A 23,223-nucleotide genomic window follows, 5' to 3' on the forward strand; every position below is an offset into this window, starting at 1 on the left:
TATCCTTTATTATTTCGCAAAACTAACGAATATACAATAGAATGCGTGTATGAATATGAATGAAGTTATTATAAATAAATTGTTTTGTATAAGCAATTTTTTTAAACCTTTCAATAATGTAAGGTTTTTGTCATTTGAATCGATGGAAGGTATTTCCGTACTTTACTAATATAAGAGCATAGTTAGTAGAAGGGCGGAGAAGTAGTATGAACATTAGAGAACTCGCATTTCGAAATGTAACGCGAAATAGACGAACATACTCAGCTTATTTTTTGAGTAGTGCATTTGCCATTATGGCCTTTTTTGTGTATTCATTTTTTGCGTTCCATCCGGCATTAAGTGCGGGAGAATTAGGACAGTACGTATTCGTAAGTATGTCTTTTGCACAGTCTATTATTTACTTATTTACATTCTTCTTTATTTTATATTCAATGGGAATGTTTTTAAAAACGAGAAAACGTGAGCTAGGGATATTAATGATGCTTGGAATGACGAAATATCAATTAAAGCGTCTTATCTTCTTTGAAAATATCATGATTGGAATAGGGGCAATTATTTTCGGGATTCTTTCAGGTATGCTGTTTTCAGGAGTACTAATTTTTGTAGCCCCAATGATATTAAAACTAGATATTTCCTTATCCTATTACATACCGATGAAAGCGATAGTTGTAACGAGTATTATGTTTTTCATATTATTTATTATCATTTCCTTATTTAGTGCCGGAATGGTTCGTAAAAATAAAATTATGAAATTGTTTAGAGGATCAGCAGAGGCGAAGCCAGAACCGAAAGCATCAATTATTTCTTCTATATTAGCAGTAGTATTGCTTAGTGCTGGTTATGCAGGCGCTCTTATGTCACATGGTGCAATGGTATTTATTATGATGATTCCTGTTACAACGGTAGTCACTATCGGTACGTATTTGCTGTACAAGCAGTTGAGCGTCTTTATTATTCGATTATGTAAAAAAAGTAAACGTTTCTATTGGACACAGACAAATATTATTACGTTGTCAGATTTAGCATACCGTATGAGAGATAATGCAAGGATGTTCTTTATTGTAACAATTATTTCAACAGTAGCATTTTCAGCAATAGGTACATTGGTTGGGTTTGCTTCGATGACGAAAGAAATTATGGACAGACCAATTGCGTTTCACTATCATTCTAAGCAAGGTAATAGCAATGAGTCACAGCATCTGAAGATTATTGACGAAGGATTAAAGAAACATAATATAGCAGCTTCAAAAATAAATATTTCATCGAAGACAACGGAGGAGCAGTCGTTAAGAAACGCCAGTTTTATAAAAGAATCAGATTATAAGGAGTATGCGAAGTTAACGGGGGAACCGTTCAATACTTTATCAGACAAAGAAGCCTTATTTCTATCAGTAGAAATACCAGGGCCACCGATAAAGGAAAGAAAAGAAATTTCTTTCCAAAATGCCAATGAGCCCTTAAATGTGAAAAAAGTTAATGATTCTTCACTAAGTAAAATACTTATGGGTAATGTGTATGTAATCTCTAAAAATCAATATGATTCATTACAAGATGGATTTAAAGAAGAAAAAGATTATATGTATAAAACAAAAGGAACGAAAGATGAAATTGAGGTTGGTAAAGAGCTTACGAATCAGATTAAGCCTTATCAAGAACATGCAACGTTTAGTGCAGAAGAGTACGATCAAAATCAAAGTTTACAAATCGCAGGACCCATTTTATTTGTAGGTTTCTTTATTGGTATTGTATTTTTCGTTTGTGCAGGAAGCTTCCTTTACTTCCGCTTATTTTCTGATTTGGAGGACGATACTCGTTTATTTGAAATGATTCGAAAAGTTGGATTGACGAGAGGCGAATTATCGAAAGTAGTCACAATCCGCTTAGCGCTTTTATTCTTCGTTCCAGTTGGAGTTGCAACATTACACGGGGCAGTAGCATTAACTGCGTTAGGACAGATGTTTGAGTACTCACTGTTTAAAGAAAATACAATTGTATTAAGTATTTTTGTAAGTATTCAAGTTGTATACTTCTTAATTATACGATCTCGTTATTTAAAACAATTGAAAGAAAGATTGAATATTCGTTAAATGTGTTTTTTTAACTTTTGTACTATATTTTCTAAAAAGAGTAAGCCATTACCAAATATATAGTGATAAAATGAAAATAGCGAGGTGAAAAAAATTAATAGAGAGTAAGGGGGGAGTAACATGAAAGCAACAGGAATTATTCGAAAAGTAGATGAATTGGGACGGATAGTTATTCCTAAAGAATTACGAGATGTATTAGGAATACAAATTAAATCACCACTTGAAATTTTTGTAGAAGAAGACAAAGTCATTTTACAAAAATATCAACCTTACAATGCTTGTCAAATAACAGGTGATGTTTCAGACCAAAATATTTCATTAGCAAATGGAAGCATTACTGTTAGTATAGAAGGCGCAAAACATGTAATAAAAGAAATTGAGCAGTTTTTGAACAAGAGTGAGATTTAGTCTTAATTTATTATTCTTTTGAAAAACTGAAAAAGAAAAGGACCATAATCGGTCCTTTTCTTTTGTTTATTGAGAAATATTTGAGAGGAAGGGAAATGGAACGAATAAAACGAATGTTAAATCTAAATGTATTCAATAGTGGTCTGAAATGAAAATAATACATTTTCAGGAGGGATTACGATGAATAGTAGTACAGCGAATAAACAAAAAGGCATTAAATTAATTCCGTTTACTGTAAATAAAGTGGTTGAGCAAGTAAATGAAATTCCACCAGGTGTACAACTGATTCATGCTCCGCAAGTATGGGAAAAGAGTGCGAAAGGGAAAGATATTGTCGTTGCCGTTTTAGATACAGGTTGTGATATAAATCATGTAGATTTAAAAGATCGTATTATTGGTGGGAGAAATTTCACGAAAGATTATGAAGGTGATTCGAAAATTTATCTTGATAATAATGGCCATGGTACTCATGTAGCAGGGACAATCGCAGCAACCGAAAACGGAGTGGGTGTATTAGGTGTAGCACCACTTGCTAAAATGTTAGTTTTAAAAGTATTAGCTGGAGATGGTTCTGGAAGCTATGAGCAAATTATCGAGGCCATTCATTATGCTGTAAATTGGAGAGGACCGAATAAAGAGAAAGTGAGAATTATTTCAATGTCACTTGGTGGCCCGCAAGATGTACCAGAGTTACATGAAGCTATTCAAAATGCGGTAAAACAAGACGTACTTGTCGTATGCGCTGCTGGAAATGATGGAGATTGTAACGATGATACTTCAGAATTAGATTTTCCAGGTGCTTATTCTGAAGTAATTGAAGTAGGTGCTGTTAATTTAGAGCGGAAAATTTCATGCTTTAGTAATTCAAATCAAGAAATTGATTTAGTAGCGCCGGGTGATGAAATACTGTCTACGTATCCAGAGGGGAAATATGCAGTATTAAGTGGTACTTCAATGGCGACGCCGCATGTCGCTGGGGCGCTAGCACTTCTCATAAAGCAGTGTGAGAGAGAGTACGGTAGAAAATTATCAGAGCCGGAAATATACGCGCAACTTATAAAAAGGACTGTACCTTTAGGGTATGAACGTACATCTGAAGGGAATGGATTAATAGATTTATTAAAAGAATAGTAATACTAAAAAACATCTCATATTTATATGAGATGTTTTTTAGTATGGCTCAGTTGCGTTTAGTAGCCAGGGGTCTTCTTCACGAAATGTTTTGACACAGATACTTCTATTCTTTCTGAAGTAAAAGCTATGCATAGGATTAAAAAAGAAGAGATTGATTTACGGGACCAGTCTGTCCAAAATTAGAAAGAATTCATCCATCAATTATTACGTATACGTTGTTCAGTAGCGATATCGAAAAAGTGCGCTTTAGTTAAACTAAAAGCTAATGGAAGTTTATCGGTAGCTTTAATTTCGGAACGAGCGTTGATTCGCGCAACAAAGTTTTGACTCGAAAGTTTTCCATGAATCATCGTTTCAGCACCTAATAATTCAGCAACTTCTACTGTAATTTCGACGGTGGATTCAGGAGAAGATTGAAGAACGATTGGTTCATCATGAATGTCTTCGGGACGAATACCGAGTATGATTTCTTGTCCGTTATACCCTTTTTTCTTTAATGTTTTTAGTTGACCATCTGGTACTTTGAAGCGAATATTCTCTATATAAAAATAGTTATCTTGTAATGTTCCGGTAAAGAAATTCATAGCTGGAGAACCAATGAATCCGCCAACAAAAATGTTTTCAGGAGTATCATATACTTCTTTTGGAGTACCCACTTGCTGTATGAGCCCATCCTTCATAACAACAAGGCGTGATGCCATTGTCATTGCTTCTGTTTGATCGTGTGTCACATATATAGTGGTCGTATTTAAACGGCGATGAAGTTTAGAGATTTCTGAACGCATACTTACACGTAATTTTGCGTCTAAATTGGATAGGGGCTCGTCCATTAAAAATACTTTTGCGTCACGGACGATAGCTCTTCCTAGTGCAACCCGTTGGCGTTGTCCACCTGATAATGCCTTTGGTTTTCGTTTTAAATAATCTTCAAGCCCTAAGGTAATCGCCGCCTCTGTTACTCGGCGATTAATTTCATCTTTTGGAAGTTTGCGTAGTTTCAAGCCAAACGCGATATTATCATAAACAGACATATGTGGGTATAGTGCGTAATTTTGAAATACCATCGCAATGTTGCGATCTTTTGGAGCGACATCATTCATACGCTCTCCATCAATATAAAATGAACCATTGGAAATGTCTTCTAGACCCGCAATCATACGTAGAGTTGTTGATTTTCCACATCCAGAAGGACCGACAAATACGATAAACTCTTTATCTTCAATATGTAAATTAAAATCAGAAACAGCAGTCGTTTTATTATCATAAACTTTAAAAATATGATCTAATACAAGTTCTGCCATGATTACTCACTCCTTTTCGTTAATTGATTGAATTATAAGTTTATTTAAGGCGTAGGTAAATTGGCAGAGTGCACAAAAGAATGAGAGGTTTTTATGCAAGTTTACAAATTTACGATACGAGAAAACACCTGTAGGACTTAAGTCCACCTTTAGGTATGGAATGAAAGTATCACTTTTGCGTAGAAAAACATGTTAAAAGGGCTTCAAAGTCATGCAAAAGACTCTAAAATAATGGTGTTCTCAGAAAAATGAATATTGCATGAGGTTGCATGGATCAATTTCCTTTCGTACGTAAAACAATATATATCGTCAAGTACAAGAACCTAAAACATAATGAAAATCCAACACTCTATAAGGTAATAGTACCATAGCTTATGAACCTATATGGTCTTTCATGGGAGTGTCAAGAGATATCTAGAGAAAGAAAGGCCATATAAACTGCTACTGCACCTTCAAAAGTTTTTATATTAATTCCTGTTTTTTCAATGAATTTATCAATTCGATACTGCAAAGTATTACGATGTAAATATAATTGTTTCGCTGCAAGAGATACATTTAAGTTACATTGGAAGAATACTTTAACGCTATCTATTAGTTCTTTATCATTTGAAATGTGTGCCAATAATTGATTCGTGTACTTTTTTCTTTCTTCTTTTGATAATGAAATCATTAATTGATAAGGGAGAAGTTGTTCAATGTGCGTAATTTTTTTGGATAAATAGGGAGAAAGAACAGAAAATAATTTTTGCTCCCATTGATACAGATAAGCAAATTCAGTTGTTTGCGTATAGCGTCTGCCAATAAAGAAGGATAGGGATATAAAAAAATCTGTTTCTAGTGTATCAAGGGCTGCTCGCAATATAGACTCAGGTACATTTTCTTCTAATATGAGGACACCGGCTTGCGAAGTTTCCCATATCATTGTAGTAGTAAAAGAAAACATGGACTGTAAAGCATCTTGAAATTCTTCTCTCTCTATTATGGGTTGTGTTGTGAAAAAGTGTAAAAAACGAACTGATAGTATAGAAATGTTATTATTTTTGTATAATGCTTCATACCATGATTTTTCTTTTTCTGTTTTATAAAATGTATCAGTATGAATGGGCGTTAAGATGGATGAAAGCAATTGATGCTCCCTTTGATGTAATCGGATTTTTCGAATCCCGACTTTGTTTCCTTCAACTAAAAACCAGCTATAATCTTCAGACAACACAGCTGCATTGATTTTGATATCCTCACCATAGTATGTTTTTAATTGTTGAATCATAGGAACACTCTCCTTTCTAAAATAATAGTATCAATATAGTAAAGAAGCATAGATTCATTGCGAGTATCTTTAAAATTTCGCGCTAGAATCTGGTTTGTTTTTGCTAGAATTGATAGTGTTTCTGTATTGTGAAGGAGATAGATTCGTTTCTCGTTTAAATGATTGTGCAAAGAATGATTGGGAAGAAAAACCGGTAATGGTTGAAATATTAGAAATCGAATAGTTGGTAGTTTCTAATAATATTTTGCTTTCTCTAATACGAGTTTGAATTAAGTATTCAATAGGCGAAACACCGACGAATTTCCTGAAGGAATGAGATAAATAATATTTATTAATATGACTGATTCTTGCTAATGTATCCAGACTTATATTTTCGTGAAAATGCTGCTTAATATAGTTTTTAATCAATTCAATATCTTTATTGATTTTTTGAGTAGATGTTTTTTCTACATTAAAAGATTTTTTTCTCATCATTTTAAGTAGTAAAATTTCCAGAATATTTTGTATAATTAAATCGTAATCTTCTTGATGATTTTCCACTTCCTCAATTAATTGCTGAAGGTAGAAGAGGAAGTTTTTTTGATCCTGTTTATAGTTGTGAATAGTGACTTGACTAGGATTTTCTATGGATGAAAAGGAAAGACCTTGAATACCAAGTGCGATGTATTCGAGTGGGTGATTCGTATCAGATTTTTCTGTGTGCTCGATATTTGGATTGATGATAATCAAATTGTGCTCTTGGACAGGGATTTCTTCTTTGTAAAAGATAAAAGTTCCTTTTCCCTTGGTAATATACAATAGCTCTGTAAAGTGATGCGCATGAATGGTACTATGCCAATCTTTATCGTATTTTGATTTTGTTATATAAAGAAGTTTTACTGGAAGATGGTTTCGTTGAATTTGTGGAATCTCATATACTTCATTGGACAAATGAATCCCTCCTTCGTAGACTTTTTATCTATGTTATAAAGATTTTAGTGGGATATTCAGTAAAAAGCAAGATATCTAAAAAACAGAACAAGATGTTTATTGTGAAAGCGTTATCTATTTTGTATTCTTTAATTATGAAAGGAAGATTAGGAGATGGGGGTAAATAAAGATGAAAAAAAAGTTATTGTTGTCTGGAATGACAGCTTTGTTATCTTTTAGTTTAATAGCTTGCCAAGGTAATACTACAAAAGTTGATAACTCTAAGGATGGTAAAGGCTCCAGTGAAAAACAAACCCTTCATGTGGCAACACTTGAATCGGCTTATGGTAAAGAGATGTGGAGCAAAGTCATTGACGCATATGAAGCTGCTAATCCAAAAGTTGATGTTAAATTGACGGTGGACAAAAATCTTGAGGATGTCATAGGCTCAAATATGAAAGCAGGAAAATATCCAGATGTTGTGTTGTTGGCAACCGGGAGAAAACAGGCACTAACAGAAACTTTAATTAAAGATAAAGCATTAGAAGACATTACCGATGTTTTTGATAAAAATGTTTATGGTGAAGATGTTAAAGTCAAAGATAAGTTAGTACCAGGGCTTACTGGTACACCTGCGACTAATCCTTATAATGACGGTAAAATTTATATGGCACCGATGTTCTATAGTCCAACTGGATTATTCTATAATGCTAGTTTATTTAAGGAAAAAGGTTGGGAAGTGCCGAAGACTTGGGACGAGATGTGGGCCTTGGGAGATAAAGCGAAAGCAGAAGGAATTTCATTATTTACTTATCCTACAACAGGCTACTTTGATACATTCTTCTACTCTTTACTACTAGGGGTGGGTGGACCTGAGTTATTTAATAAAGCTATGAAATATGCAGATGGTGTTTGGGAAACTTCTGAAGCAATAAAATCTTTCGAAATTATCGGAAAATTAGGAAAATACACAGAACCAACTACTGTTGCGAATGCAAATGATAAAGACTACAAGAAAAATCAACAATTGGTTCTCGATAATAAAGCTTTGTTTATGCCAAATGGTACATGGGTAGTTGGTGAAATGAAAGAAGCTCCTCGATCTAAAGGGTTTGAATGGGGCATGATGGCTTTACCAACAATTGATGCTAATAGCGACCGTTATGCATTTACTTTCTTTGAACAAATGTGGATTCCTTCGGCAGCTAAAAATAAACAACTTGCTAAAGATTTCATGACGTTTGTTTATTCGGATAAAGCAGCTGGAATTTTTGCTGAATCGAGTGCGATTCAGCCTATCAAAGGCCTTTCTAATAAACTGACAGGTGAAAATAAATCATTCTATAGTATCTATGATAATGGAGTGAAAGTGGGAATAGGTGGATTTGCTGCAACGAAAGCCGTTGAAGGTGTAAGTATGCCGGATACATTATTTAGAACGATTGACAGTGTTATTTCTGGTGATAAAAAGGTGAAAGATTGGCAAAGCTCTGTTGAAAAAGTGAGTGACCAATTACGGTCTGCATTAAAATAAATTAGTTTTCACTACGTACAATGGTGAGTCGCTAGTCTCACCATTGTACTTATTAACTGAGGTGATGGCATGAATAAGACAACAGAAAAAAGAATTTTTATTTTTGTTTGTACTGCACCCGCACTAATCCTGTTAGCCATTTTTATGATTGTTCCTACGATTGAGGTATTCAGGATGTCCTTATATAAGTGGGGAGGGTTTTCTAATAATAAAGTATTTGTTGGATTAGAAAACTTCAAGATTTTATGGAATGATATGAATTTCATTCGATCTCTCCAGAACAGTATCGTATTAATTGTTATTGTTACACTTATCACGATGGTGATGGCGATCTTGTTTGCTACTTTGTTAACGAGAGAAAAAATAAAAGGTAAAAGTTTCTTTCAAATTATTTTTTATCTCCCTAATATCTTATCCGTTGTAGTTATCGCGGGAATATTTTCTGCAGTTTATGATCCGACTACAGGATTGTTAAATAATATACTTGCTTTATTTAACCTTGAAAATCTTCAAAAGATGTGGCTCGGCAATCAAAAAATTGCTATCTACAGCATTGGCGGGGCACTCATTTGGCAAGCGATTGGTTACTATATGGTTATGTATATGGCGGCAATGGCAAGTATTCCGGAAAGTTTTTATGAAGCATCTGCTTTGGAAGGTGCTGGACGGGTCAGACAATTTTTCAGTATTACTTTACCGTTAATTTGGAATAACATTCGGACGACGTTAACTTTCTTCGTTATTAGTACGATTAATTTAAGTTTTCTACTCGTTCAAGCGATGACTGGCGGCGGACCTGATGGATCGACGGAGGTGTTTTTAAGCTACATGTATAAGCAGGCTTACACTAATTCTTCTTACGGTTACGGTATGGCTATTGGGGTGGTCATTTTCCTATTCTCATTCGCATTATCTGCAATTATCAGCGGTGTTACTAAAAGGGAAGTGTTGGAGTATTAAGGAGGGCCAAAAACGATGGAAACACAAAAAAGAATGACTACAGAAACAGCTTATCGAGATCCAAAAACGGTGGAAACCAAAAAAGAAATGATTGTAGAAACATCTGATCAAGCCCCAAAAACAATGAAGCCCCAAAAAGGAATGGCTACAGAAGCAATATATCGCTGTTTTATATATGTTGCACTGATTACGTTAGCAATTTCTATTATTATTCCTGTTGCATGGGTTTTCTTAGCTTCAGTGAAGCAAAATTCAGAATTTTACGGAAGTCCTTGGGCCATGCCGAAAAGTTTCTATTTTCAAAACTTTATCGATGCTTTCCAAAAAGCAAACATGGGTACCTACATGTTGAATTCAGTCATGGTAACTGCGTTGGCTCTGCTTATTCTATTGATTGTGGCCTTACCAGCAGCCTATGTGTTGGCAAGATATACCTTTAGAGGAAGTAAATTAATAAATACTTTTTTTAAAGCGGGATTATTCATCAATGTGAACTACATTGTTGTTCCAATTTTCTTGATGTTATTGGACGGAGATACCTTTTTACGAGGTCAACTGGGTGATGGATTTCTACTAGACAATTTATTTATTTTAGCTGTGGTATATGCGGCGACGGCGTTACCATTTACCATTTACTTGCTGACTAGTTTTTTTCAATCACTTCCATCCACGTATGAGGAAGCGGCGTTGGTCGATGGTGCCGGATATTTCAAAACAATGATTTCAGTCATGATTCCGATAGCTCGTCCAAGTATTATTGCCGTCATTTTGTTTAATTTTCTTGCCTTTTGGAACGAATACATTATTGCCTTAACGTTAATCCCAGGACCGAATAAAACGTTACCTGTTGGGTTAATGAACTTGATGGCAGCTCAAAAATCTGCTGCGAACTATGGTCAAATGTATGCAGGAATGGTTCTTGTCATGCTGCCAACTTTGATTTTATACATCATTGTTCAAAAAAAATTAACACAAGGAATGTCCCTTGGTGGTTTAAAGGATTAAAGGAGGATTTACATGAAAAAGAAAAAAGGCCGTGTTACTTTACCGAGTGAAGAAAATTTTCTTAAGGAAACAAAAGAATTGATGGAACGATGGGGTGCGGATGCGATTCGCGATAGTGATGGAACGAAACTAGATGATGATATTAAACAATTGGATGTAAAAATTTATACGACTTATTTTGTTGCTCGAGCTCACAATGAGTTCGCAGAGAAGCACATGGATGAATGCCAGCAACTTTATTTAATGAGCTTATTCAATACTGCGCTTACTGCCACCCTTGAAATTGATTTTATGAAAGGCTACTTTGAGGAACAATTAAAGCCGGATTACGTTCACAATCCTAAAAAATACTGGGAGGTTATTGACCGGACAACCGGAGAAGTTGTTGACGTTAATGATTGGGAAGTAAATGAAGAGCAAAATCGTGTTTTGATTACGAAGGCGATTCCTTGGCATGAATATACGGTTTCATTCCTAGTCTATGCGATTTGGGATCCAACCCAAATGTACAATCATATTACTAATAATTGGGGAGATAAGCCGCATGATATTCCTTTTGATGTCAGGCAGCCACATTCCAATGAATTTATGAAAACCTATTTAAAACAATGGCTGACAGAAAATCCGGATACAGATGTGGTTAGGTTTACAACGTTTTTCTATCATTTTACCCTTGTGTTTAATAATCTTGGCAAAGAGAAATTTGTCGATTGGTTCGGTTATGGTGCTAGTGTTTCAGTTGCTGCTTTGGATGCTTTTCAAAAAGAAAAGGGCTATCGCTTAAGGCCAGAGGACATTGTTGATCAAGGCTATTATAATACTGCATTTCGAATTCCAACTCCTGCTTTTTTAGATTATATAGATTTTGTTCATAAGTTTGTTGCTGAAGAAGCAAAGAAACTTGTGGATATTGTCCATGAAAGTGGAAAAGAAGCGATGATGTTCCTTGGTGATAACTGGATCGGTACAGAACCATATGGGAAATACTTTGAAAATATCGGATTGGACGCAGTTGTAGGCAGTGTGGGCGGTGGAGCCACATTACGTATGATTGCAGATATACCACATGTTCGTTACACAGAAGGGCGATTCCTGCCTTATTTCTTCCCAGATACTTTTTACGAAGGTAACAACCCGACGATTGAAGCGAATGAAAACTGGTTAACGGCGCGAAGAGCTTTACTACGGAACCCTGTTGATCGTATCGGCTATGGCGGTTATTTAAGTCTAGCTTATCAATTCCCAGAATTTATCTCTTATATTGAAAAAGTTACGGAGGAGTTTCGTGAAATTCATGACACGATCAAAGGCGTTCAACCATATAGCGGTCTTAAAGTTGCAATTTTGAACTCTTGGGGCAAGTTGAGAACTTGGCAAACACATATGGTTGCTCATGCTCTATGGTATAAACAAATTTATTCTTATTTAGGTGTTTTAGAATCCTTGAGCGGGGCTGCCGTGGAAGTTTCGTTCATTAGTTTTGATGATGTTATTAACGATGGGATACCTGAGGATATTGACGTTATCATTAATGCTGGCGATGTAGGCACAGCTTTTTCAGGAGGGGCTAATTGGATTAATGAAAAGTTAGTCACTACAATCAGGGCCTGGATGTATAATGGCGGAGGCTTCATAGGAATTGGTGAACCGACAGCCTATCAGCATGAAGGACATTATTTTCAATTGGCGAACGTCTTAGGTGTTGACAAAGAACTAGGATTTAGCTTATCCACAGATAAATATTTTATTAATCCTGTTGAAAATCATTTTATTTCTGCTGACAGTACCCAATTTGATTTTGGTGAAGGAATGAAAAACATTTATGCGTTATCAGAGGAAACCGAAATAATCGAATATTCGAATGGAGAAGTTCACCTTTCTAGTCATCCGTTTGGAGAAGGCAGAGCTGTCTATATAGCAGGGCTGCCGTACAGCGAAGAAAATACACGTCTGCTGATGCGCGCGTTATACTATGCCGCCCATAAAGAAGGAGAATTTCAAAAGTATCATGCGAGCAACATTTATTGTGAAGTTCATGCATATCCATCTATTCAAAAAATGGCGATTGTTAACAACTCGATGATCGAACAAATGACAGTTGTATATGATGGACAAGGAAACAGAAAAGAAGTGACGTTGGCACCTAGTGAAATCAGGTGGGAGGATGTTTCAAATGAAGGCTAGCGCTTTATTCATTATTAAAATTGTTGTGTTTATCGTATGTCTGTCTTTGATTATCAACTACCAAAAGACAGCTGGCAAATTTGAACTAGGTATGATGTTGATTGGATTAGCTGGTCTCTTAGGGCTACTTTATGACTACAATCGGAAATACGTATAAATCAACTAGGGCAAGTGGATTGATCAAGGAATCGCATATATATGTTTAACGATAACAATTATAAAACATTACTCAATACTTCAAATACAAACCTAGGGGTGCGGACAAATGAAAAAGGCAGTCGGCATTGATATTGGGGGAACGAAGATTGCAGCGGGAGTCATTTCGGATACAGGCGAACTGCTTGAACGTTCGGAAATAAAAAGTGATCCTTCAGACCGGGAAAAAATGTTTGGTAGAGTTGTAGAAGCTGTGGAACAAGTTCTCAGAAAATCATCGATTTCCATCGCTGATATCGAGGGTATTGGCGTTGGAGTACCGGGAAAAGTGGATTACGAGAAGGGAATTGCCGTTTTTCAAAATAATTTACCTTGGAGACAGTTTCCTATTTCAGTCCGTTTGCAGGAACAATTTGGTATCCAGCGAATCATGATTGACAATGATGTCTATATGGCGGCTTATGCCGAATGGAAAGCAGCGCATGTAAAAAGGAATGAAACCTTTGTCTACGTGACTATAAGTACGGGAATATCTTGTTCTATCATTCATAACGGCTCATTTTTTAGGGGAGCAGGATTTGCTGGAGAACTAGGCTTGATCCCTGTCCTCTCGAAGGGGATCAATGAACGATTAGAAAAAATCGCTGCTGGGCCAGGGATTCAAAGAATAGCTGAAAGGGACTTACAGGTAGATATTATTTCAACAAAGGATGTTTTTGCTGGTTATATAAACGAGGTACCGGAATATCAGTTCATCATTAACGAAGTAACCGACTACTTAACTCAAGGACTTTATACGATTTCCTCCTTATTAGATCCGCACAAAATGGTTTTTGGCGGTAGTGTCATTGTGAAAAATCCATTTCTACTGGAGTTGATTAAAACGAAGCTGAAAATGTATCAGCTTCCTGAGCAACAACATCTTTTGGAGCAGATGAGTATTAGTACATTGGCACAAAATAATGGAGTTACTGGTGCAGGATTACGAGTGTTTGAAGGTATGTAATGAGGCGGCGCCGATCTTCTTTTATGAAGAGAATGATGGCAAATAGGTAGAGGAGTGGACGAATATGTTTACATTAAGTCAAGAAAACTTAGTTTCGTTAGGTGCATTGATAACAACAGCGGAAATAAAGCGGCAGCCTGATTTATGGGCTGAAACCTTTGCTTTGTATATGGAGAAAAGCGAGGGGATTGAAGAGTTTTTACAAAAAATAGTAACGAAACACAATCGGGTTCGAGTTATTTTTACGGGCGCTGGAACGTCTGCCTATGTCGGTGATACAGTCACCCCTTATTTAATAGAAAAAGTCGATGAACAACAGTGGGAGGTACTAAGTATTCCGACAACCACGTTAGTTTCAAATCCTTATCAATTCTTCAAAAAGGATTTTCCAACCTTACTCGTTTCATTTGCTAGAAGCGGGAACAGTCCGGAAAGTGTTGCTGCCGTACAATTAGCTGAGCAAATAGTAACGGATTTGTATCAAATAACGATTACTTGTGCGAAAGACGGTAAATTAGCCAAACGGGCCGTGAATAATGAAAAAAAATTATTGCTATTAATGCCTGAAAAATCGAATGACCAAGGATTTGCTATGACAGGAAGTTATACTTGCATGGCGTTAACGGCATTACTTGTTTTTGATTCTATATCGACTGAAGAAAAATCAAAGATAGTGAAAAAAATTCATCAAATGGGTGAAAGTGTCATTCGAAGAGAAGACGTCATCAAAGAGATAGTAGATTTTGATTTTGACCGAATTATTTACTTAGGTTCTGGTAGTTTAGAAGGCTTAGCGAAAGAATCACAATTAAAAATATTAGAACTGACAGCTGGAAAAATTGTTACCGCATTTGATTCACCACTCGGATTCCGACACGGTCCAAAATCATTTGTAAACGAAAAATCATTAGTTTTCGTGTTTGTTTCTAACCATCCGTATACACGTCAATATGATTTAGATATGTTAAAAGAAATGCAGCAAGACGACATTGCCAGTTATATTTGTGCCATCGAGGTTGATGGAGAAACTAATTATACTGGGAACAGATTTGTATTCGGCAGCGAGGCTCAGTCTGTACCAGATGCTTACTTAGCATTACCTTTTGTCATGATTGGGCAAACAGTCTCACTGTTAGCTTCCGTGAAAGTAGGCAATACACCGGATACACCTTCACCGACAGGAACAGTGAACCGTGTCGTTAAAGGTGTTACCATCTACGAATATGAGTAACTAGGATAGGAGAAACATACATGTCTATTTTTATTTTTGCAGATAAGTTTTTTCTTGAGGAGATGGTCACAGGGCCTGGATTTTTAGAAATAAAAGACGGAAAATTCGGTGTTTTTTCAGAAAACAAACCAGAGGAAACGGTAGAAATTATTGAGTATAAAGGACATTGGATCGCTCCTGGCCTAGTAGACACACATATTCATGGATTTAGAAATCACGACAGTATGGACAATAGTTTTGGAGGACTGGACCAAATTTCGGTAGGGCTCCTTTCTTGCGGCGTTACATCCTTTTTACCGACAACTTTAACATCCTCAATAGAATCGTTAAATAACGTCGTTGAAATGATTGGTGTCAATTACACAAAAGTGCAAGGTGCAAAAATTAAAGGAATCTTTTTAGAAGGACCGTTTTTTACTGAAAAGCATAAAGGAGCACAAAACACGAAATATTTTTGTGACCCATCAGTTCATATGTTGAAAGTTTGGCAGGAATTATCAAATAATGCTATTAAAAAAATCGCGATTGCACCTGAAAGGAAAGGGGCAGCGGAATTTATTGAATATGCTGTAGGAGAAGGGATTGCCGTGGCGTTGGCCCATAGTGACGCAACTTATGAAGAAGCAAAGCAAGCGGTTGAAAAAGGAGCTTCCATTTTTATTCATACTTTCAATGGAATGAGTCCGCTGCACCACCGTGAGCCGGGGATGGTCGGAGCGGCCATGAATCTAAAAGATGTTTTTGCCGAAATCATATGTGATGGACATCATGTTCATCCCGTTGCCACAAATATTTTAATGAATGTCCGTGGCAGAGAAAAGATTGTTATGGTGTCCGATTGTATGATGGCTGGAGGTATGCCTGAAGGAACTTATCAACTGGGAGAATTTCCTGTGAAAGTAAAAGATGGGATGGCTCGTTTGGAAAGTGGAAGTTTAGCAGGTAGCATTTTGCAATTAAAAGATGCTGTCAAAAATGTCGTCGAGTGGGGAATTGCCACACCTGAGGAAGCGATTTACATGGCGAGTACTGCACCCGCTAAAAGTATTCAGCTTGATGGGGAATGTGGGAAGATTGCCGAGGGATATGCCGCTGACTTTATTGTGCTGACGCCAGCGATGGATTTAGCTGCTACCTATCTTGATGGTGTATGCCGTTTTCAAGCTTAAACAATTTTCTGAAAGAGGGAGTACCAATGATTTTATCTGTCACCATGAATCCATCGGTCGATATTTCCTATCCGATTCATGAATTAAAGTTAGATGTAGTTAACCGTGTGGAAACGGTTCATAAAACTGCTGGTGGAAAAGGTTTGAATGTTGCACGAGTAATTGCTCAAATGGATGAAGTTGTCCTAGCGACAGGTGTGCTTGGTGGTACGATTGGTGAATACATTATTCAAGAATTAAATAAAGTCAATATTCCAAATGACTTTTTAAAAATCAAAAAAGAATCAAGAAATTGTATTGCTATTCTTCATGAAGGGATGCAAACAGAGATTTTAGAATCTGGGCCGACATTATCTAAAGAAGAGGGAACTGATTTTTTAGAAAAATTAGAATATCTACTTGCGACAGCTTCACTTGTGACAATTTCGGGCAGTTTGCCGAAAGGGTTACCAACTAACTTTTATTATCAAATGCTAGAAATCTGTCATAAAAATGAAATTCCAGTAATTATGGATTCGTCAGGAGAATCTTTGAAACAAGCGATGGTGCATAAAGAAAAACCATTTGCCATGAAACCAAATATAGCGGAATTATCTCAGCTGTTGGGCATAAACATGCAAGCGGGAAGCATAGATCTGAAGCAAGCATTAAACCATGAACTATTTACTGGAATTGAGTGGATTATCGTGTCAATGGGTAGTGAAGGTGCATTTGTTAAGCACGGTGAGGACTATTACAGAGTTACGATTCCGAAAGTAGAAGTGGTCAATCCTGTAGGATCAGGTGATGCAACAGTTGCAGGGTTAGCTGTGGCACTACATCAACATCAAACAGTCGAGACTGTTCTTAAAACGGCGATGACTACAGGAATGTTAAATACGATGGAAGCTGGAACTGGTTATATTAATGTGAATAAGTTTAAACAATACTTTGATCTCGTTAAAGTTGAAAAAATAGATTGATAGAGGAGAATGTTGATGCTAGAACTAACCAAAAATAAATTGGAAGCTCTAAAACGGTTATCTGCTGAAAATGGCATAATTGGGGCATTGGCTATTGATCAACGCGGTTCATTGAAAAAAATGATTGCGTCTGGCGGTGCAAGTCATGTTGGAGATGAAGGGATTATCCGTTTCAAAGAATTAGTTTCTGAGGAATTAACACCATTTGCAACAGCGATTCTTTTGGACCCGGAATATGGTCTGCCAGCGGCTAAGGTCCGTGATAAAGAATCGGGCTTAATCGTAGCGTATGAAAAAACTGGATACGATGCGTCAGAAGTAGGACGGTTGCCGGATTTATTACCGGAATGGTCAGTGAAACGATTAAGAGAAGCAGGTGCCGATGCTATTAAATTCTTACTCTACTATGATGTCAATGAAGATAAAAAAATTAATAACTATAAACATGTCTATATGGAACGTATCGGATCTGAGTGTGCAGCTGAAGATATACCATTTTTCTTAGAGATTGTTACTTATGATGCTGAAAGTGCTGATGTGAAAAGTAAAGCATACGCAAAAATAAAACCGTATAAAGTGATTGAGGCAATGAAGGAGTTCTCGAAACCACGATATAAAGTAGATGTATTAAAAGTAGAAGTTCCGGTAGACATGAACTATGTGGAAGGGTATACAGAAGGTGAATTTGTTTATAGTAAAGAAAAAGCAGCTTCCTATTTCAAAGAACAAAGTGAAGCAACCGAGCTGCCGTTTATCTTCCTAAGTGCAGGAGTAAGCGCAAAATTATTTCAAGAAACATTAAAATTTGCTAAAGACTCTGGTTCTACCTTTAACGGAGTGTTATGTGGTCGGGCAACCTGGAAAGACGGTGTGATACCGTTTACTATAGGCGGTGAACAAGCAGGTCGTGATTGGTTAAAAGGTATTGGTAAAAGGAATACTGAAGAACTGAATCTCGTGTTGAAAGAGACAGCTAACTCATGGTTTGCTAAAGTAAAAGTAACAGCTGAGCTTCAAAGTTAGTACAATATCTTTTCTTACATATGTCCTTCATTTCTTTATTTCTTGAAGAAAGATTTGTACCAGAACCGCTTTTTAGATGGAATGAAGAATTATGAGCAGACATTCGTCTGCTCATTTTTTTAGTGCGTCCAGCATGGTCGCAAACCCTAGGTTGAAAGTCCAGAACAGTTAAGGGAGTAGTAACCATGACTAAGGATACGCAATATAACCTTTATATATAAATGAAACAATAAACGTTAATTGCCGTGTACAATCAAATCGATTGAATTTTGTATGATTTAACAAAAAACTATAACTAAAAAGGGTAACAACATCTTCATTGTGTAAGCGTTTTAAAAAGACAATATAACTAAAAAAAGAAACAATATCTTTATTGAGTCGGCACTTGAAAAAAACTATTCTAAACATAAGTGAAAGCGGTACCTTTCAGATTTTGGTATATTTTAAAAATGAATGTGCAGGTATTGTTTTTAACTAAAATTTAATTTTCAAAGGGGGAGAAGAATTGGAGAGTAAGCATTTCAAGAGAGCTTTTAATACCCTTCTTGCACTTGTGCTAATTGTGCCGACATTTTTAGTTAGCATGATTGTGCCATTACATGTAGGAGCAAATGTGTCTAATCCATGGGTTACAATTTCATCTGGAGGAAACGAAATCAATGCACTAGTAGAACAAAATGGGAAGTCCTATGCTAGGCTTGGAGCAGGTGCCGGAAATGATAATGGGGCTAAAGCTGCAATTTTTCAAGAACAAAATAAAATCGCTAAAGAATCGGGAACGATGGCGTATACCTTTACTCCAGAAACCAGTGGAGAAGATACTAGATTTGGTTTCTATCCTCACTATATTGACAATAATAACTTCGTTTTTGTAGGCTACGACTCACTTGGATGGTTCTATGAATACAAATATCAGGGGAAAGGTGATTGGTTAAAAACGAGACCGAATGTTCCACTTCCAGAGGCTGGGACCTCACATTCCATAAAAATTGATTATAACGCAACCACTTTGAATATTACATTAGATGGAAAAGATTTATTTGGACCGGTTACTTTACCTAATGATGCAAATAATCTCCTTACAGGTAAGGAAGCAGTTAAACTCGGTGCTTTTGGAGATAAAAAAAGTCAAGTTCTCATTGAATTAGGAGCTGCACCTGGAGATGGAGGCACGGATCCAGGAGATGAAAAACTTGTCGACATTACGGATAATAAACTAGAAGAAGGCGACTTTAAAATTATCTCAGGCGATGGGAAAGTTACTTATAATGAAGATGGTTCAGCAACTTTCGGTGTTACATCTACCCAAAAGAATCGAATTGTCTATAACCAAATGAAAGCGATTAAAAATGGTGTTTTTGAAGCGGATGTTACTACTAATACTGATAAGATGAATCGCTTTGGATTAATCTATCGTGTTCAAAATGCATCTGCATACACTTATGTGGGAACAGGGGATACGAACGATCAGTATTTTGGTGAAACATTTGGACCTATAAACAATTGGACGTCGATGACTTCAAATGTGCCGTTAAAAGCAAAACAAACATACCATTTACGTTTAGTATTCATGGACGATGTTGCAACGTTATACATTGATGGTAAAAAGGTAGATTCTTGGACTTTAACAGGTGGTGTAGATCAAGCGGGGGGACTTGGGTTTGAAAAAAGCCGAGGAGCTGCCGATATTACGATTTCTAATGTCAAAATCAAGGAATATAGTGCGCCAAAACCTCCAGATACTCCACCAGTAGAAGATACATTAAAGTCAAAGTATATGGATGTCACTATTGACCAAGTATTCCCGCGGGTTGTGAAATACAAAGTTGGCGATAAAGTAATGAATGGACAAGAATCACCTGTTTACGGATTGAAAGTAAATGGTGCACTATACTATCCTAAAGTAGGCTTTGAAAAGTTAAGCGATAGTGAAGTGCTATATACATTAAAAGTTGTGGATGAAATTAAAAATCTTGATGCTGTATTTAAGGTATCTTTGAAAGTAAATGATAATAAAGTTATTTATAGTTTCGATGAAATTAAAAATAATGGTAGTGCAAAAATTGAAACAGTTGAGTTTGCTGATATGAATGTTATCTCAGTAAATTCGGAGCAAAAAGGTGCAAAAGCTAAATTAACGAATATTAGTACTGATGTTAGGAAATCAGGAGATGTGGATGTAAGCGTAGATTCTTCCATGGGAGAAATAGGTACATCTACTAAAAATTATACTGCATTTTTGTCAACTGACGAATTGAGTGCGGGTGTATGGTCCAGTTCAGAAGTGGATGGCTATAAAAACTTAGCTGCAAATCGATATGTAAATAAAAATGGTTCTAAGGCAATGGGAATAGGTTCTAGTGCACTCTATTACCAAAGAGATTTTATGTCAGAACCACAAAAAAATAAACCAACTATTAAAATAGCTATCGCTAAAGATTTGAATACTGATAATAAGACAGATTGGCAAGATGCGGCGATTGCATACCGTGATATTATGCAAGACATTAAAGGATATCAAGATGTAAACAATAATGTTGGAATGCGTATTGCAATGAATTTCGGATCACAAGTACAACAACCATTCTTAAAAACAGCAGATAATATTAAAAAGGTTGCTCTTGCTACAGATGAATTGGGGCAGGCTGTTTTATTAAAAGGATATGCAAACGAAGGACATGACAGTGGGCATCCGGATTACGGTAATGTAGGTGAGCGTATGGGTGGCGTGAAAGATTTGGATACGCTTATTAAAGAGGGGCATAAGTATAATACCCAATTTGGTGTCCATATCAATGCGCAGGAAGTTTATCCTGAAGCGAAAGCTTTCAACAATGATTTTATTGATCGTCCAAATTCTTTAGGATGGGGATGGCTAGATCAATCTTATACAATTAATAAATTAAAAGATTTGTATACTGGAGCGCGTGCGAAAAGACTAGATGAATTGAAAGCTGCTGTTTCAAATCTTGACTTTATTTATTTAGATGTATGGTATCAAAATCAATGGGAATCAAATAGAATAGCAGATCAATTTAAAGATAGGGGCTGGAGACTAACAACGGAATTTGGTGGTTCTATGGCCAATTATTCAACGTGGCAGCACTGGGCTACCGATAAAAACTACGGTGGACCGGAAAGCAAAGGTATCAACTCAGAAGTACTACGCTTTATTAGCAATCACCAAAGAGATTCTTGGGTGTTAAATTGGCCTGAAGTAGGAGGAACTGCTGATCATCCATTACTTGGCGGATTTGAATTAGCTGGTTTCGAAGGGTGGCAATCTGATAAGAATTTTGATAATTTTATTCGCATGACATTTGATACGAATCTACCTACTAAATTCTTACAAAAATATTATGTAACGAATTGGACAGATGTAGAAGGTGATAAAAGCAAGACAAACTTAGAAAAGGAAATAAAATTGAAAGACCCAAGTAATGGGGATGTTGTCGATGTAACTAGAAAAGACAATTCTAGGGAACGTGTTATTACACTGAATGGAAACGTTGTACTTGATGGACACACTTATTTAATTCCTTGGGTGAAACAAGATTTTAAAAATCCAACTTCTAATTCTGAAAAACTATATCATTGGAATTTGGAAGGTGGTACAACTACTTGGACACTTCCAGATGAATATAAAGATGCATCTAGTGTATATGTATACAAACTGACAGATCGTGGTAGAGCAGATATGAAAGAAGTCAAGGTCGTAAATAATAAGGTAACTTTGACAGCTAGTGCGGCAACTCCTTATGTTGTTGTACCAAAAAGAGATAAAGGTTTGGAAATCCTTGACTATGATTGGAGCAAGGGTGCTCATATATATGACGCGGGATTCAATACAGGAAAAGTAAGTGCATATACAACTATTGAGGGGGATAACAAAGCTGTAAGCGCCGTCAGAACGAATCAAACTGGAAGCAACCGTAATGTAAGTAGTGGAGATTACTACTTGAATATTGATAGTCCATCGAAAGATACAACTGTTTCCCGTGTTCTTACTGGTTTGGAACCAGGTAAAGAATATGTAGCAGAGGTATATGTTGAAAACAATAGTGATGTAAAGGCCGGAATTACAGTAACAGGTGGGAAAGAAGACGTTAACAATTACACACTTCGCAGCCTGCAAAAGAACTATGTTAAGGCAGATTCACATGCCTCAAATGATGGATACAATAGCAAAATGCAAATCATGCAAGTAAGCTTTACAGCTGTAACTAATAAAGCTAAATTAACTCTCAGCCGTGATTCCGGAAAAGGAAACACAAAATTTGATGATATTCGGATCGTTCAAAAATCCTTAAAAAATCATGTCTCACCGACGGAATTTAAACAAGATTTTGAAACGGTGGTACAAGGTATTTACCCATTCGTTATTGGTAACACAGAAGGTGTAGAAGACAACAGAATTCATCTGTCTGAACTGCATACTCCATATACGCAAAAAGGATGGGCAGGTAAAAAACTAGTCGATGATGTATTAGGTGGAAATTGGTCCGTTAAAGTGAACACTGGAAATAAAGGTTTGCTGTACCGTACTATTCCTCAAAATTATCGTTTTGAACCAGGCGTAACTTATAAAGTATCATTTGACTACCAAACAACAGCAAATGCATATCGCTTTATTTCAGGGGATCAAGAAATTGATGTTCGAGACATTGCGAATGCAAAAGGGTTGAGTGTGAATAACACTCTTACTGCATCTACTGACACAAAAACAGCAGAGTTTACTGTGACAGGTTCTGAGAACGGTCAAACTTATGTTGGAATTTTCAGTGATGGAACGAATTTAAACGGGGATACCGGAGCAGGTACGTTTATTTTAGATAATTTACGTATTGAAAAGGTGACTTCAGGGGGAGAGACACAGAGGTAAAAATC

General features: G+C 36.3%; 17 protein-coding genes and 1 pseudogene. 15 read left to right on the plus strand and 3 right to left on the minus strand.

The features are described 5' to 3' along the window. Positions 1-206 precede the first annotated feature (206 nt). The 4 genes and pseudogenes from JTF23_RS02685 to JTF23_RS02700 all read left to right on the plus strand — a co-directional run. Positions 207-2,087 (plus strand): FtsX-like permease family protein, encoded by a 1,881-nt coding sequence (locus tag JTF23_RS02685; RefSeq protein WP_204208031.1) that lies wholly within the window; start codon positions 207-209, stop codon positions 2,085-2,087. 120 nt (positions 2,088-2,207) lie between these two features. Next, positions 2,208-2,495, plus strand: coding sequence for an AbrB/MazE/SpoVT family DNA-binding domain-containing protein (locus JTF23_RS02690; RefSeq protein ID WP_002148618.1), 288 nt, complete (start codon positions 2,208-2,210; stop codon positions 2,493-2,495). 180 nt (positions 2,496-2,675) lie between these two features. Continuing rightward, on the plus strand, positions 2,676-3,626 hold the full coding sequence (locus JTF23_RS02695) for a serine protease (RefSeq protein ID WP_002158227.1): 951 nt from the start codon (positions 2,676-2,678) through the stop codon (positions 3,624-3,626). Positions 3,627-3,710: 84 nt separating this feature from the next. Further along, positions 3,711-3,812, plus strand: a pseudogene (locus tag JTF23_RS02700) (IS6 family transposase); the annotation flags it as partial. A gap of 14 nt (positions 3,813-3,826) precedes the next feature. On the opposite strand, the gene JTF23_RS02705 reads toward JTF23_RS02700, so the two are convergent. From JTF23_RS02705 to JTF23_RS02715, 3 genes are all read right to left on the minus strand, one after another. Then, positions 3,827-4,930, minus strand: coding sequence for an ABC transporter ATP-binding protein (locus JTF23_RS02705; RefSeq protein WP_204208032.1), 1,104 nt, complete (start codon positions 4,928-4,930; stop codon positions 3,827-3,829). Positions 4,931-5,333: 403 nt separating this feature from the next. Continuing rightward, positions 5,334-6,197, minus strand: a complete 864-nt coding sequence (locus tag JTF23_RS02710; protein WP_204208033.1) for a PucR family transcriptional regulator — start codon at positions 6,195-6,197, stop codon at positions 5,334-5,336. A gap of 69 nt (positions 6,198-6,266) precedes the next feature. Next, complete coding sequence (locus JTF23_RS02715) at positions 6,267-7,127, minus strand: AraC family transcriptional regulator (protein ID WP_070139164.1); 861 nt, start codon at positions 7,125-7,127, stop codon at positions 6,267-6,269. 169 nt (positions 7,128-7,296) lie between these two features. On the opposite strand from JTF23_RS02715, the gene JTF23_RS02720 reads away from it, so the two are divergent. The 11 genes from JTF23_RS02720 to JTF23_RS02770 all read left to right on the plus strand — a co-directional run bounded on the left by JTF23_RS02720 (position 7,297) and on the right by JTF23_RS02770 (position 23,218). Next, entirely contained in the window at positions 7,297-8,640 is a 1,344-nt protein-coding gene (locus JTF23_RS02720; protein ID WP_204208034.1) for a carbohydrate ABC transporter substrate-binding protein, read from the plus strand. A 69-nt stretch (positions 8,641-8,709) separates the two neighbouring features. Next, positions 8,710-9,600 (plus strand): carbohydrate ABC transporter permease, encoded by an 891-nt coding sequence (locus JTF23_RS02725; RefSeq protein WP_002202310.1) that lies wholly within the window; start codon positions 8,710-8,712, stop codon positions 9,598-9,600. Positions 9,601-9,615: 15 nt separating this feature from the next. Then, on the plus strand, positions 9,616-10,605 hold the full coding sequence (locus tag JTF23_RS02730; RefSeq protein WP_204208035.1) for a carbohydrate ABC transporter permease: 990 nt from the start codon (positions 9,616-9,618) through the stop codon (positions 10,603-10,605). 12 nt (positions 10,606-10,617) lie between these two features. Then, positions 10,618-12,789 carry a 1,3-beta-galactosyl-N-acetylhexosamine phosphorylase gene (gene gnpA, locus JTF23_RS02735; RefSeq protein WP_204208036.1) on the plus strand — a complete coding sequence of 724 codons (2,172 nt, stop codon included), beginning with the start codon at positions 10,618-10,620 and terminating at the stop codon, positions 12,787-12,789. Continuing rightward, on the plus strand, positions 12,779-12,946 hold the full coding sequence (locus tag JTF23_RS02740) for a DUF6903 family protein (RefSeq protein WP_002202307.1): 168 nt from the start codon (positions 12,779-12,781) through the stop codon (positions 12,944-12,946). The genes gnpA and JTF23_RS02740 overlap by 11 nt, the downstream gene beginning before the upstream one ends. A gap of 108 nt (positions 12,947-13,054) precedes the next feature. Beyond that, positions 13,055-13,951 (plus strand): ROK family protein, encoded by an 897-nt coding sequence (locus tag JTF23_RS02745; RefSeq protein WP_204208037.1) that lies wholly within the window; start codon positions 13,055-13,057, stop codon positions 13,949-13,951. A gap of 64 nt (positions 13,952-14,015) precedes the next feature. Next, the gene (locus JTF23_RS02750) at positions 14,016-15,182 is read left to right on the plus strand and encodes an SIS domain-containing protein (RefSeq protein WP_204208038.1); all 1,167 of its coding nucleotides are present in this window, start codon (positions 14,016-14,018) and stop codon (positions 15,180-15,182) included. Positions 15,183-15,202: 20 nt separating this feature from the next. Continuing rightward, the gene (nagA, locus tag JTF23_RS02755) at positions 15,203-16,351 is read left to right on the plus strand and encodes an N-acetylglucosamine-6-phosphate deacetylase (RefSeq protein ID WP_204208039.1); all 1,149 of its coding nucleotides are present in this window, start codon (positions 15,203-15,205) and stop codon (positions 16,349-16,351) included. Between the two features lie 26 nt (positions 16,352-16,377). Then, positions 16,378-17,313: a tagatose-6-phosphate kinase gene (lacC, locus tag JTF23_RS02760; RefSeq protein WP_204208040.1), complete on the plus strand. Its 936-nt coding sequence runs from the start codon at positions 16,378-16,380 to the stop codon at positions 17,311-17,313. A 15-nt stretch (positions 17,314-17,328) separates the two neighbouring features. Then, entirely contained in the window at positions 17,329-18,336 is a 1,008-nt protein-coding gene (gene lacD / locus JTF23_RS02765) for a tagatose-bisphosphate aldolase (RefSeq protein ID WP_204208041.1), read from the plus strand. 505 nt (positions 18,337-18,841) lie between these two features. Then, the gene (locus JTF23_RS02770; protein WP_204208042.1) at positions 18,842-23,218 is read left to right on the plus strand and encodes an endo-alpha-N-acetylgalactosaminidase family protein; all 4,377 of its coding nucleotides are present in this window, start codon (positions 18,842-18,844) and stop codon (positions 23,216-23,218) included. Positions 23,219-23,223: the final 5 nt, after the last annotated feature.

It is taken from the genome of Bacillus sp. RIT 809 (assembly GCF_016892495.1).
Classification (GTDB): Bacteria; Bacillota; Bacilli; order Bacillales; family Bacillaceae_G; genus Bacillus_A; species Bacillus_A cereus_U.

Coding starts and splice junctions, on each gene's coding strand:
- JTF23_RS02685 (WP_204208031.1), top strand. CDS start 207: ATGAACATTAGAGAACTCGCATTTCGAAATGTAACGCGAAATAGACGA.
- JTF23_RS02690 (WP_002148618.1), top strand. CDS start 2,208: ATGAAAGCAACAGGAATTATTCGAAAAGTAGATGAATTGGGACGGATA.
- JTF23_RS02695 (WP_002158227.1), top strand. CDS start 2,676: ATGAATAGTAGTACAGCGAATAAACAAAAAGGCATTAAATTAATTCCG.
- JTF23_RS02705 (WP_204208032.1), bottom strand. CDS start 4,930: ATGGCAGAACTTGTATTAGATCATATTTTTAAAGTTTATGATAATAAA.
- JTF23_RS02710 (WP_204208033.1), bottom strand. CDS start 6,197: ATGATTCAACAATTAAAAACATACTATGGTGAGGATATCAAAATCAAT.
- JTF23_RS02720 (WP_204208034.1), top strand. CDS start 7,297: ATGAAAAAAAAGTTATTGTTGTCTGGAATGACAGCTTTGTTATCTTTT.
- JTF23_RS02725 (WP_002202310.1), top strand. CDS start 8,710: ATGAATAAGACAACAGAAAAAAGAATTTTTATTTTTGTTTGTACTGCA.
- JTF23_RS02730 (WP_204208035.1), top strand. CDS start 9,616: ATGGAAACACAAAAAAGAATGACTACAGAAACAGCTTATCGAGATCCA.
- gnpA (WP_204208036.1), top strand. CDS start 10,618: ATGAAAAAGAAAAAAGGCCGTGTTACTTTACCGAGTGAAGAAAATTTT.
- JTF23_RS02740 (WP_002202307.1), top strand. CDS start 12,779: ATGAAGGCTAGCGCTTTATTCATTATTAAAATTGTTGTGTTTATCGTA.
- JTF23_RS02745 (WP_204208037.1), top strand. CDS start 13,055: ATGAAAAAGGCAGTCGGCATTGATATTGGGGGAACGAAGATTGCAGCG.
- JTF23_RS02750 (WP_204208038.1), top strand. CDS start 14,016: ATGTTTACATTAAGTCAAGAAAACTTAGTTTCGTTAGGTGCATTGATA.
- nagA (WP_204208039.1), top strand. CDS start 15,203: ATGTCTATTTTTATTTTTGCAGATAAGTTTTTTCTTGAGGAGATGGTC.
- lacC (WP_204208040.1), top strand. CDS start 16,378: ATGATTTTATCTGTCACCATGAATCCATCGGTCGATATTTCCTATCCG.
- lacD (WP_204208041.1), top strand. CDS start 17,329: ATGCTAGAACTAACCAAAAATAAATTGGAAGCTCTAAAACGGTTATCT.